Annotated in this window: 12 protein-coding genes and 1 pseudogene; 4 read left to right on the top strand and 9 right to left on the bottom strand. The window is 59.1% G+C overall.

Annotation, left to right across the window (positions count from 1 at the left end):
* Nucleotides 1–19: 19 nt before the first annotated feature.
* The 9 genes and pseudogenes from ESZ53_RS09485 to ESZ53_RS09525 form a co-directional block, all read right to left on the bottom strand.
* Complete coding sequence (locus ESZ53_RS09485) at nucleotides 20–1,003, bottom strand: siderophore ABC transporter substrate-binding protein (RefSeq protein WP_129072599.1); 984 nt, start codon at nucleotides 1,001–1,003, stop codon at nucleotides 20–22.
* A 201-nt stretch (nucleotides 1,004–1,204) separates the two neighbouring features.
* The gene (locus ESZ53_RS09490) at nucleotides 1,205–1,450 is read right to left on the bottom strand and encodes a hypothetical protein (protein WP_129072600.1); all 246 of its coding nucleotides are present in this window, start codon (nucleotides 1,448–1,450) and stop codon (nucleotides 1,205–1,207) included.
* The gene (locus ESZ53_RS09495; protein ID WP_129072601.1) at nucleotides 1,447–2,094 is read right to left on the bottom strand and encodes a DUF308 domain-containing protein; all 648 of its coding nucleotides are present in this window, start codon (nucleotides 2,092–2,094) and stop codon (nucleotides 1,447–1,449) included. The genes ESZ53_RS09490 and ESZ53_RS09495 overlap by 4 nt, the downstream gene beginning before the upstream one ends.
* 72 nt (nucleotides 2,095–2,166) lie before the next feature.
* Nucleotides 2,167–3,555 (bottom strand): replicative DNA helicase, encoded by a 1,389-nt coding sequence (gene dnaB / locus ESZ53_RS09500; protein WP_129072602.1) that lies wholly within the window; start codon nucleotides 3,553–3,555, stop codon nucleotides 2,167–2,169.
* A 394-nt stretch (nucleotides 3,556–3,949) separates the two neighbouring features.
* Nucleotides 3,950–4,402, bottom strand: coding sequence for a 50S ribosomal protein L9 (gene rplI, locus ESZ53_RS09505; RefSeq protein ID WP_129072603.1), 453 nt, complete (start codon nucleotides 4,400–4,402; stop codon nucleotides 3,950–3,952).
* A gap of 12 nt (nucleotides 4,403–4,414) precedes the next feature.
* On the bottom strand, nucleotides 4,415–4,678 hold the full coding sequence (gene rpsR / locus ESZ53_RS09510) for a 30S ribosomal protein S18 (protein WP_009773575.1): 264 nt from the start codon (nucleotides 4,676–4,678) through the stop codon (nucleotides 4,415–4,417).
* A 42-nt stretch (nucleotides 4,679–4,720) separates the two neighbouring features.
* Nucleotides 4,721–5,242 carry a single-stranded DNA-binding protein gene (locus ESZ53_RS09515; RefSeq protein WP_129072604.1) on the bottom strand — a complete coding sequence of 174 codons (522 nt, stop codon included), beginning with the start codon at nucleotides 5,240–5,242 and terminating at the stop codon, nucleotides 4,721–4,723.
* Between the two features lie 152 nt (nucleotides 5,243–5,394).
* Nucleotides 5,395–5,736: pseudogene (rpsF, locus tag ESZ53_RS09520) on the bottom strand (30S ribosomal protein S6); the annotation flags it as partial.
* A 169-nt stretch (nucleotides 5,737–5,905) separates the two neighbouring features.
* Nucleotides 5,906–7,333: a CCA tRNA nucleotidyltransferase gene (locus ESZ53_RS09525; RefSeq protein WP_129072606.1), complete on the bottom strand. Its 1,428-nt coding sequence runs from the start codon at nucleotides 7,331–7,333 to the stop codon at nucleotides 5,906–5,908.
* A 124-nt stretch (nucleotides 7,334–7,457) separates the two neighbouring features.
* On the opposite strand from ESZ53_RS09525, the gene ESZ53_RS09530 reads away from it, so the two are divergent.
* The 4 genes from ESZ53_RS09530 (at nucleotide 7,458) to trxA (ending at nucleotide 12,341) form a co-directional block, all read left to right on the top strand.
* Complete coding sequence (locus tag ESZ53_RS09530; RefSeq protein ID WP_129072607.1) at nucleotides 7,458–9,134, top strand: DUF6049 family protein; 1,677 nt, start codon at nucleotides 7,458–7,460, stop codon at nucleotides 9,132–9,134.
* Entirely contained in the window at nucleotides 9,127–10,812 is a 1,686-nt protein-coding gene (gene murJ, locus ESZ53_RS09535; protein WP_129072608.1) for a murein biosynthesis integral membrane protein MurJ, read from the top strand. The genes ESZ53_RS09530 and murJ overlap by 8 nt, the downstream gene beginning before the upstream one ends.
* Nucleotides 10,813–10,969: 157 nt before the next feature.
* Entirely contained in the window at nucleotides 10,970–11,956 is a 987-nt protein-coding gene (gene trxB / locus ESZ53_RS09540; RefSeq protein WP_129072609.1) for a thioredoxin-disulfide reductase, read from the top strand.
* Nucleotides 11,957–12,014: 58 nt separating this feature from the next.
* Nucleotides 12,015–12,341: a thioredoxin gene (gene trxA, locus ESZ53_RS09545; RefSeq protein ID WP_129072610.1), complete on the top strand. Its 327-nt coding sequence runs from the start codon at nucleotides 12,015–12,017 to the stop codon at nucleotides 12,339–12,341.
* Nucleotides 12,342–12,369 lie beyond the last annotated feature (28 nt).

Consider the following 12,369-nt stretch of genomic DNA (forward strand, 5'->3'; position numbering starts at 1 on the left):
CCGAACGGCGTGAGTAACGCTAGTTCTTGGCTTCGAGAGCGTCAGCGAGAGCGTTGAAGAACTCGGTGTACGTCTGGATGCCTTCGTTCGTGTAGGTGTCAGCCGGCATGTATACGAGGTTGTCGTCCTGCACGGCGGTGACGCCCGAGAGAGCTTCGGAGTTCTCGAGAACTTCGCTGCCCTGCACGTAGCTGGGGTCGTCCGCGAGAATTGCGGCGTCGCGGTCCATGACGAGAATCCAGTCGGGGTTGGAGTCGGCGATTGCCTCTACCGAAATGTCATCACCCTGGTGGTCTTCGCTGCTGTCATCGACATCCAGTGCGGCGGTGAAGTCGAAGATGTCGAAGACCGGTCCGAGGGTGCGACCGACGCTGGGAGCGGAGTATCCAATTTCCCCACCTGAGGTGATGACAGCCATGACCGAATCGTCGCTGTTGTAGGCCGCGTTCACGCGCTCGATGGAGGCGTCGAAGTCAGCATTCAACTGTTCGGCCTCTGCCTGCTTGTCGAAGATCTCGCCCAGAACTGTGGTCTGGCGCTTGAGCTCGGCGTCGAAGGGCTCGCCTTCGCGCGGGTCGAGCGAGACGATTACGGCGTCAGGAACCAGCTTGGCGAAGTCGTCGTAGTACGGCGTGAAGCGCTGGCCGTTGATGATCACGTCGGGCTGGACGGCAACGACAGCTTCGAGGTCAGGCTCATTGTGATTACCGAGGTCGATGATTGAATCATCTTCGGTGTAGGCAATCGTGCTGGGCATCAAGGCGACAGCAGCGGCACTGAGCTCGATGCCCCAGTCTGAGAGAGTTTCGAACGTGCGGTTGTCGGTGGCCACTACCGAGGTGAGCGGCGTCGACAGCGTGTGGCTGCCGTTGTTGTCTTCGAACTGAACGGATGCTTCTGCTCCGTCGGAATCTGCAGTTTCAGGCGTCGCGGTGCTGCAGGCAGCAAGAGCAAGCGCCAGTACTCCGACGAGTACTCCGTGCCGGGTGCGAGAGAAGTTCATAGTGTCCTCAGTTATTTCGGATGACCGAAAGCGGTCGGGCGTAAAAAGGCAACACCCGCTGCAGCGAGTGTTGCTTAGGTAAGCCTAACCTTAATAAAGACTGGGAGTCAAAGGGCTTGGGGCGACATTGTGAACCCCGGGCGCGCCACAATTATTGCCGCGCTGAGCCGCCTCTCGGCGGCAGGCCAGAACGGGAGGAGGCTAGTGCCCGGCTTCGCGATCCTGCTCATCGAGATCGATGAGTTCGTTCTTGTCGGGTCGCACCGCGAGCGTGAGCATCGCAATAACGACGAGCGACACGATGAAGGCGACGCCAGCGAAGATAAGGCCGAGCATCAGGTCGCGGGTAGCCATGAAAACCACCAGTCCCGTGAACAGCCCGAAGACTGCGGAGAGGCCGAGCATCTCTGCGGGGCGCGTGCGGTCACGCTTGTCTGGGGTAGTCACGAGTCCTCTTTCTCTTGCACGGCTGCGGTTACAGCATCGTGATCGGTTGTGCTCCACTTGAGAGAGAGTGCAGCAATCACTAGATACACACCAAGAATGGCCCAATAAGCTCCGAGAAGCCCGACCACCACGATGGATGCCGTCAGTTCACGGTCAATTCCATCCGGCCCGGTAAAGGGTTGGCTGAATCCCGGCGGCACGAGCAGCACCACGAGGGCGAGCAGGGCGGTAAGGCCGCCGACGAAAACCCAATCGCGGGATGACGCGTCACGGCCCCGGCTGCGCAGTCCGAGATAGAGCTCGATGAATCCGGTGATCGCAGCGAACGCGGTCAGCAGAAAGACGAAATAGGCCTGGCCACCATTAGACGCGATGAAGGCGGCGATGGCGGTAGCAATGGAAAGAGCACCCTGCGTGATCGTGAGGTTGCGACCGATTCCGCGGTGAGTGGAGAGCACGCTGGCGGTCAGTAGCACTGCGCCGACGATAAGGGTGTAACTGGCCAGCGTGACAAGCCCGAGGCGCGACGAATGGTCAGCCGAGAACGTGATGACAACAGCGAGAATCAGGGCGGGGATGGCGCGGGCTAAGGGCACGTACCACGCAGTAGATGCAGGCAGCGGCTCGGGGTGAGCACTAGTCAAGCGATCGCCTTCTTTCTGAACAAGCGGGTGCTCCCAGTCTAGGCCGCTTGCGCCGGTCTCTCGCCCGGGTGTTTACGAGCCCGGCGGAAGGTCGACGAAGCGCGAGAAGTGACCGTGGAAGCCCACGGTGACGGTACGCGTCGGTCCGTTACGGTGCTTAGCAATGATCAGGTCGGCTTCACCGGCACGAGGGCTGTCGGCTTCGTAGGCACTCTCACGGTGAAGCAGAATCACCATGTCGGCGTCTTGCTCAAGCGATCCTGATTCACGAAGATCGGAGAGGGCGGGCTTCTTGTCAGCTCGCTGCTCCGGACCACGGTTCAGCTGAGAGATTGCGATAACGGGAACTTCGAGTTCCTTGGCGAGAAGCTTGAGAGCACGCGAGAACTCACTGACCTCTTGCTGACGCGATTCGACTTTCTTACCGCTCGTCATGAGCTGCAGGTAGTCGATGATGACCATGCGCAGGCCAACCTTTTGCTTGAGTCGACGGCACTTGGCGCGGATCTCCACCAAGGTCATATTGGGGCTGTCATCGATATAGAGCGGTGCATCGTTGATGCGACCACGCGTTTGAGCAATCGTGGTCCAGTCGTTGGCGTGCACCGACCCCTTACGCATGTGCTGAAGGGGAACGCTAGCTTCAGCCGAAAGCAGACGCATGGCGATTTCGCTACGACCCATTTCGAGCGAGAACACGATCGACGGCAAATCATGGTGAATGGATGCTGCGCGAGCAAAGTCCAAACCAAGAGTTGACTTACCGATAGCGGGTCGCGCGGCCAAGATGATCAGCTGACCGGGGTGTAGCCCGTTAGTGAGTTCATCGAGCTCCGCAAAGCCGGTGGGAACACCGATCATCTGCCCGTCGCGCCCGCGCGCTGCTTCGATTTCGTCGATGGCGCTTTCGACGGCGGTCGTGAGCGGCACGTAGTCCTCGGTTTCAACACCACCGGTGACGGAGTAGATCTCAGCCTGGGCGTTGTTGACGAGGTCGAGAACTTCGCCCTCACTGGCGTAACCCATTTGAACGATGCGAGTGCCCGCTTCAACAAGGCGTCGCAGAACGGCTTTCTCCGTAACGATGGTCGCGTAGAACCCGGCGTTGGCTGCGGTCGGAACGATGCCGGTGAGGGTGTGGAGGTACTCAATACCGCCGGCGCGCGATAGTTCGCCGGTCTTCGTCAGTTCGTCGGTGACGGCGATAACGTCGGTGGGTTCACCGTGCGAGTAGAGAGTGAGCACTGCATTGAAGATTGTTTCGTGCTTGGGAACATAGAAGTCCACACCACGCACGGTTTCGATTACGTCAGCGACGGCGTCCTTGCTCAGGAGCATGCCGCCGATAGCGCTCTGCTCGGCAAGAAGGTCATGTGGAGGAACGCGGTCGCCGCGTGATGCTCCGGAGGAGCCACCTGATTGTCGCTCGTCTCCGGCGAGACCGAGATGCGCAATCGACATAGTTCTCCTTTTAGTGGGCTGCTCTAGTTATACGTGCAGCCGCAGACACTCGGGCAGCGTCAAAGCGGGTTGGGCTTCAAGGCTGCTTCACCTTACGAACCAGAATCAACTACCCACAACTGGGGCTGTGTATAACTTTGTGTATAACTTGGACGAAACGCCGGAAGCCGTGTGAACAAACTGTGGAAACTCCTGTGGAAACAATGGCGCTGAATCCGTAAATAATGCTTCTGACCAGCATTTCTAGTTTTCACACACAGTGTGTAGAAACCGACCTAAAGTAAGACTTGAGGGTTCGAATTTTTTCTTCATCCTGTGCACAAAAGCCTTGACAACCGGGCTTAAAGCACAAGGACGACGAGCCAACCGGCCCGTCGTCCTTGTTCTCAAGCAATTACTTGCTAGCGACCACCTGAAGGGTGATCGTTGCAACGATGTCGTCACGCAGACGGATCGTAGCTTCGTGGTCTCCGACAATCTTGATTGCCGAGGGGATCTCGATCTTGCGCTTGTCGATGTCGCCAAGACCTGCAGCGGAAACAGCATCTGCTACGTGCGCGGGCTTGACTGAACCGAACAGACGTCCACCCTGACCAGCGGTCACGGTGAGCTTGACCTTGGTCGCCTGGAGGCGAGCCTTGAGGTCCTGCGCTTCTTCGAGAGTGGCGTGCTCGCGCGATGCGCGTGCTGCCTTGATGGATTCAACCTGCTTTTCGCCACCGCGAGTCCATGCCACGGCGAAGCCTTGGGGAACGAGGTAGTTACGAGCGAAGCCGTTCTTTACGTCAACAACGTCGCCAGGCGCGCCGAGACCGGTCACTTCGTGAGTGAGGATGAGCTTTAACATGTCGGTGGCTCCTTAACGGCCTGCGCCGGCGTAGGGCAGCAATGCCATCTCACGGGCGTTCTTGACGGCCGTGGCGATGAGACGCTGCTCCTGAACGGAAACACCGGTGATACGACGGGCGCGGATCTTTCCACGCTCGGAGATGAACTTGCGAAGCGTAGCGACATCCTTGTAGTCGATGACGCCTACGCGGATCGACTTGGCGGGTGCGGCGTTCTTGCCGTCCTTGCCTTTGCGGATGGGCTTGCGGCGGTCGCCGCTGCTCTTTCCTGCCATGAGTGTTACTTCTTTCTGTAAATAAGACTGATCGTCGAGTGCCTAGAAAGGCGTCTCGTCGGAGTAGTTGCCAGGGGTATTCCACACGTCGCCGGATGAAGCTGCAGGAGCGCTAGCTGCCCACGGTTCTTCCTTTGGCTGGCCGCCACCGTTCTGCTGGCCGCCGTTCTGCTGAACTCCACGAGGAGCCGAGCTGTCACGGGGTGCACGGGTGATCTGCGTCGTTGCATAACGGAGGCTGGGACCGATCTCGTCGATCTCCAGTTCCATGCTCGTGCGCTTTTCGCCCTCTTTGGTGTCGTAGGAACGCTGACGAAGACGACCCTGCGCAACAACGCGGGTTCCCTTAGTCAGTGAGCTGGCAACGTGCTCGGCGAATTCACGCCAGCAGGAAGCACGGAGGAAGAGAGCTTCTCCGTCTTTCCACTCGTTGGATGCTCGATCGAAGGTGCGCGGCGTAGAGGCAATGGTGAAGTTAGCTACGGCAAGTCCGCCCTGCGTGTAACGCAGTTCGGGATCTGCCGTGAGGTTTCCCACGACCGTAATGACTGTTTCGCCGGCCACGATTACTTAGCTTCCGCTTCAACCTCGGCGTCTGCAGCAGGAGCCGCTTCAGCCTTAGGTGCAGCAGGAGCAGCAGGAGCAGCAGGAGTCTTGGCTTCTGCAGCAGGAGCCTTAGCTTCTGAAGAAGGAGTCTTAGCGTCTGCGGCAGGAGTCTTTGCCGGAGCAGCAGCCTTGCGAGCAGCCTTCTCTTCAGCAACCTTCTTGGCAGCAGCTACCTGAGCGAACCCAGCTTCTGCACGCAGCACCTTGGTGCGCATGACAGCTTCGCTGAGTGAGAGCTGGCGGTCGAGCTCGTCAGTCGACGCGCTCTCTGCGGTGAAGTTGACGACGGCGTAGATGCCTTCGGTCTTCTTGTTGATCTCGTAGGCCAAACGACGGCGTCCCCAAATATCGACGTTATCGATGGTGCCACCGTCATTGCGGATGACATTGAGGAACTTTTCGAGACTGGGAGCCACGGTACGTTCGTCGATCTCTGGATCGAGGATAACCATGAGTTCGTACTGATGCGTCACAAACCCACCTCCTTCGGACTTAAACGGTTACAGACGGTCTGTAACAGGAGGGTGTTGACGTTCATCCGACTGCACGAAAGCAGTCAGACAACCTGCCTAGTGTAGTTGTTCCTTGGGCCAATACTCAAGGCGAAGTTTAAAGCGAAGCTTAGGAGCGTTCAGCCCACCACAGCCGCAGCCGCTTTTCGGCTTCGTCCGCGCCGAGTGGCCCTTCATCAAGGCGCAAATCGAGCAGGAACTTGTAGGCCTCGCCGACCTCGCGGCTGGGCTTCAGGCCCAAGATCGCCATGATTTCTTCACCATCGAGGTCGGGCCGCACTGCAGCGATCCCCTCTGCCTCGGCAATGGCACCGATCCGTTCTTCGAGGTCGTCGTAGGCAAACGACAACCGGTCGGCCTTGCGCACATTACGAGTGGTGACATCCGCCCGAGTAATGATGTGCAGACGTTCTAGCTGGTCGCCAGCATCCCGAACATAGCGACGCACCGCCGAGTCGGTCCACGCGCCTTCGGTGTAGCCAAAGAAGCGCAAGTGAAGCTCCACCAGGCGCGCGACAGAGTTAATAGTCTCTTTGTCGAAGCGCAGAGCCCGCAGTCGCTTGGTCGCGAGCTTGGCGCCGACAACGTCGTGGTGGTGGAAGGTCACGACTCCACCGCGCTCGATCTTGCGAGTGGATGGCTTGCCAATGTCGTGCAGCAGCGCTGCCATCCGCAGGATGAGGTCGGGGCCCTCAATACCGGGCCGACTCTTCTCCAGATCAATCGCCTGGCGTAATACGGTCAAGGAGTGCTCGTAGACATCCTTGTGGTGAGCATGCTCATCCACTTCAAGCTTCAAGGCAGGAACCTCGGGGAGTACCTGGTCAGCGAGGCCCGTCTCCACCATTAAGCGGATGCCCGGCACCGGGTCATCCGTCTTCAAGAGTTTCGTCAGCTCATCACTCACGCGCTCAACGCTCACGATCTCCAGGCGCGGAGCCAGTTCCTTCATCGCCGCCACCGTGGCGGGGTCGACGGTGAACCCGAGCTGCGACGTGAAACGTGCAGCCCGCATCATCCGGAGCGGATCATCGCCGAAGGACACTTCGGGGGAGCCCGGTGTTGTGATCGTTCTCGTGAGAAGGTGTTCTACTCCTCCCCAAGGATCGACGAGAACACGTTCCGGTAGGCGCAATGCCATGGCGTTGACGCTGAAGTCGCGGCGTTCGAGATCCTTCTCGAGAGAGTCGCCGAATGCGACGACCGGCTTACGGGTTTCGCCGTCGTAGCTATCCGCCCGATACGTCGTGATCTCCACGGTCTCGCCATCGATACGCGCGGCGATAGTGCCGAAGTCCCGGCCGATGTCCCACTGGGCGTCAGAGATCGGCTTTACTAACCGCATGATGTCGTCGGGGTGGGCGTTCGTTGCGAAATCCAGGTCGGTGACCTTACGTCCTAAGAACGCATCCCGAACTGGTCCGCCCACAAGCGCGAGTTCGAAGCCCTCAGCAGCGAATCGCGCCGCTAGGGTAGCTACTGGCTTAGAGTCGGCAAGTTTGTCGAGACTCTCGATCGCGTGGGCAACACTCTCCATGGTGGGACTAGTTTCGCACGGACACCGGCTGCGTTTTGCGCCTCTGTGATCAAAGCACCCATCATTCAGGCAAGGACGAATAAACTCACACCATGCTGGCCGAGCGAGAGTACGGGGTTTCCCGTTGCCTATAAGAGTCTTTAGCGCTGCCATAGCGCTCGGTCTCGGGCTCACGCTCGCTGCGACTGGAGCCCAGGCCGCCCCCGCCGCCAGCGACGTTCGTGCCCTCACTACGGCATCCGCAGCGACCGATGTCGCTCTGATTGCGCCGCTCACTGTCCCCAGCGGCAGCGGTGGCATCATCGACGCTGAAACCCTCGCGAACTACACCGAACCGCTCGGATTGCTCACCCGTCAGTTGGATGCCCTCGACGGTAAGCCAGTGGCGATCGCTATTGACCCGATGATTATCGCGTCAATCCGGGTTCTCGGCACGAGCGTGCCGCAATCAGCTCGCTTGTGGCTTGAACGCCTTTCTTCGGTTAGCAATGACATCGTGCCTCTTTCCTACGCACATGCTGACCCGACCCTCGCGACGCAATCGGGGCAGGCCTCAACGCTCGAGCCGATTTCTTTCGATTTTGCCTTGGATGCCGCCAACTTTTCGACCGCTGAACCCACGGATGCGGAGCCAGACCCGGCCGCAACCGCTAATCCCCAAGACGGCGCGTTTGACGACAACGCGAACTATCCCACCACCGCACAGCTTCTCGACTGGGACTACGCGATCGATGGCTTTTTGCGGCCCCGCTCTGACACCGTCGTGGCCAGCGATCTCCCCGCTTTCGCTGAAAGCGGCTACAGCACGATCGTGCTGTCCTCGACAAATGTTTCACGGCAATCGGATGCGGGATCTGTAACCAGCATCGACGGTGTCACCGCCCTTATTTCGGACTCTGCGGCGTCAGAAGCCATGGATGAGGCACTCGAGTCAACAATTGACAGGGATGTTACTGCCGCGAACCTTGCGCTCAATCAAGCGGTGCTGAGCGCGGGTGCAGCGCAGAGCGCAGGAACGGCATCCGTTTTGATCGCCATTGATCACTCGCTTGAGCTGAGTGCGGCCCGGCTCGATGCCGCTCTAGCAACGCTCACCGCCAGCCCGTCGATCACGACAGTGTCGCTGACGCAACTCGCCGAGCGCACCCCGGTCGCCGCGACGATCAAGGACATGCCTCAAACGGAATCCCGCGTAAGCGACGCAAAGCGGCTACTGTCCGCCGCGTATAAGGAGCGCTCATTCTTCGCCATTGCTGACGATCCCGAGGCGCTGATCGCCCAGCGGCGCCTGGCGCTTCTCGATGTCCTCGGAGCCGTTCCCTACGAAGACCCCTCCGAGTGGCTCACCGCTGTTAACGGATTCCTCGTCGACTCGCGTGACACCCTCGACGCCGTGAGCGTCGTTGAGTCGAGCAACTTCCTTCTGATCGCAGACAACGGACCATTGCCGGTTTCAGTCAGCAATGCTCTCAATCAAGCCGTCACGGTCTACATCACGGTCGATCCCCGCACCGGGCTTATGGCAGTAGAAGACTCACGCGTTGAACTTCGCATCGAACCCAACTCCCAAGCCAAGGGGGAGGTGCCGGTGCAATCTCTCTCCAATGGTGTCGTCGAAGTTGAGATCAGCTTGGCGAGTGCAAACGGCGTCGCAGTAGGTGCGGCCACCGTCGGTGAGGTCAACGTTCGAGCCGGTTGGGAAACGCCCATCGTTCTCACGTTTGGCGCGCTCGTCGTGGTGATCTTCGCCTTGGGACTAGTTCGCAGTATTACTCGCCGAAAGAAGCCTCTCAATGACTAACCAGCTCGGTCCAGACGCCGAGCCGGCACCCGGCCTTCCGACCGCCTCCATCGGCCTGCCAGACCCGAAACCCGCGTCGATCGGGCGAGCCAGTGCGCTTCTTGCCTCCGGTACCTTCGTTTCACGCATCCTAGGCTTTCTCAGCGCACTTCTTCTCGCTCGCACGCTCGGCATCACCGGGGGCGCTGCCGACGCCTACGGGATCGCCAACCAGCTGCCCAAGAGTGTCTACGCAATCGTGGCGGGAGGCATGCTCAGCGCTGTCATCGTGCCGCAAATAGTCCGCGCTGCCATCCACAAAGATGGCGGCCAGAAGTTCATCAACCGACTCGTCACGCTCGGCCTCGTGATCTTCCTGGTTGTGACCCTCGCGGCCACACTGAGCGCGCCCCTGCTAGTCGATCTTTACACCAGTGCGAGCTTTGGGTCGAACAAAGTCGCGCTCGCCACAGCCTTTGCGTATTGGTGCCTGCCCCAGATTCTCTTCTACGCGCTCTATTCACTCTTCGGCGAAGTTCTCAACGCACGCGGCAAGTTCGGTCCCTTCACCTGGGCTCCCGTCGTAAACAACGTCGTGATGCTCGCGGGCCTGGTTGTCTTCTCCTTTATCTTTGGAAGTGCCTCAGGAGTCGCCGCTGCTGACTGGACTCCCGGCATGATCGCGCTTCTCGCCGGTAGCGCGACAATGGGCATTGTCGTGCAGGCATCGTTGCTCGCCTATTTCTGGCGCCGAGCTGGGCTGCGCTATCGTCCTGAGTTTCAGTGGCGCGGCGTCGGGTTAGGCCGTGCCGGCAAAGCCGCCGCATGGACGTTCGGGATGATTATGGTCACCCAAGTCGGCGGTGTGGTCGAAAGCGTCGTTGCCTCCCAGGCCTCGGGCGACAACCCATCAGTCTTCCTCATGAGCAACGCGTGGCTCATTTTTATGCTTCCGCACTCGGTGATCGCCGTCTCGATCGGAATGGCCTATTTCACGCAAATGAGCGGCCACGCTCGCGACAACGACCTTGTGTCGATGCGCAGCGATGTTTCTTCCGCACTGCGTTCGATCCTGATGTTGCTGGTGTTCGCTGCCATTGGGCTCATGGTGATTGCTGTTCCCTTTAGTGCTCTGTTTGGCACCACTTATGCCCAGATCATGGCTTTGGCAGGCGTACTAGTTGTCTACCTCATTGGTCTCGTACCGTTCAGCATGATGTACGTTCTGCAACGTGTTTTCTATTCCTTCGAAGACACGCGCACTCCCTTCTTCTTGCAAAGCTTTCAAATCGTTCTCTACGTTGCGGCAGCTCTGGTAATTTCAACGTTCCCGGTCGAGCGCATCGCTATGAGTTTGGCGCTGGCCATCTCCATTGCCGGCACCATCCAAACGACGATCGCGCTGTTCGTTCTGCGCAAGCGCCTCCCCGGTTTCGAGATTCTGCCTCTCCTGCGACGCTTGCTGTGGTTCGCTACGGCGATGATTCCTGCCGCCGCCGCGGGTGTGGGAATCCTGCTGCTACTGGGCGGATTCGGGGAAGGGTCGTTCGTGGTGTCCAGTTTCCTTACGGGCTTCATTTCAATCGCCGTGGCTGGTATCGGCATGCTGCTGGTGTACTCGGCGGTACTCGCGCTCACTAAGAACGATGAGTTTCTTGCCTTCGTTCGCCCGATCGTTGCGCGGTTGACGCGACGCTAGAGGTCGCTTTCCTTATTGCCTTGACAATAAAAAGCGAACTAAAAGCGGCGGGGCTACGAACATTCAGTAGCTAGCCCGCACGCCACAGCCACACGGAATACTCCGTAGCTAGGATGTGTTGAACCGGGTAATCACAATCCCAAGGAGACACGAAAAAGTGCGTCAAGTCATCATCATCGGATCCGGCCCCGCTGGGTACACCGCTGCGATTTACGCAGCGCGTGCCAACCTTGCGCCGCTGTTGATCGCCAGTTCTGTCGAAGCAGGTGGTGAGCTTATGAAGACCACCGAAATCGAAAATTACCCGGGGTTTGCTAACGGCATCCAGGGTCCTGATCTCATGCTCGAAATGCAGAAGCAGGCCGAACGCTTCGGCACCGAGATCGTTCTGGACGACGTCACCGATCTGCAGCTCGAGGGCCAGATCAAGAAGGTCACTCTCGGCAACGGCGACGTTCACGAGGCGCTCTCTGTCGTCTTCGCAACAGGCTCCGCCTACCGCAAGCTTGGACTCGCTGATGAAGAACGACTCAGCGGCTACGGAGTTTCGTGGTGCGCCACGTGCGACGGGTTCTTCTTCCGCCAAAAGACGATCGCGGTCGTCGGCGGTGGAGACTCAGCCATGGAAGAAGCAACCTTCCTCACCAAGTTTGCCGAGAAGGTCTACGTCATTCACCGCAAGGATGAGTTGCGTGCGTCCAAGGCGATGCAGGAGCGTGCTTTCAGCGATCCGAAGATTGAATTTGTCTGGAATAAGGCTGTAACCGGCATTACTGGTTCCGAGCTCGTTGATGGCATCGACCTCACGGATACGGTTGACGGTTCCACTTCCCACCTCGACGTCAGCGGCCTTTTTATCGCTATCGGCGCCGACCCCCGCACGCACCTCGTGCACGGGCAGCTCGACATCAACGCTGACGGAACAGTGGCCGTGGATGGTCGTTCCTCACGCACCAACATCACCGGAGTATTCGCAGCTGGCGACGTTATCGACCCGACCTATCGTCAAGCAGTCACAGCTGCCGGTTCCGGCACTGTTGCTGCACTCGATGCGGAGCACTACCTCGCATCACTGCCGCGCGAACTCGTGGCGGGAGCGGTTCAGCCCGCTCGCGTTGAGGACGCAGACGAAGCAGCAGCCTAGGAGCCCCGCGCTCTCTCCACCATCAGCTTTTCAACTTCACCGAACAAAGGAATACACAATGTCAACAGCAACAGATGTAACCGACGCCAACTTCGAAGAGATGGTCATCAACTCCGGAGAGACCATCATGGTCGACTTCTGGGCTGAGTGGTGTGGCCCCTGTCGCCAGGTCGGCCCGATCCTCGATCAGATCGCTGCCGAAAACTCCGACAAGATCAAGATCGTCAAGCTCAACGTTGACGACAACCCGCAGATGGCCATGAAGTACCAGATCACGTCGATCCCCGCGATGAAGGTCTTCAAGGGCGGCGAGGTCGTCAAGACTGTTATTGGCGCCAAGCCGAAGCCTGCCATCGAAGCAGACCTCGCCGAGTTCTTGGCCTAAAGCTCAGACTCTGCCGAGAGCCTCCGGC

The organism is Salinibacterium sp. UTAS2018, assembly GCF_004118935.1.
GTDB lineage: Bacteria > Actinomycetota > Actinomycetes > Actinomycetales > Microbacteriaceae > Rhodoglobus.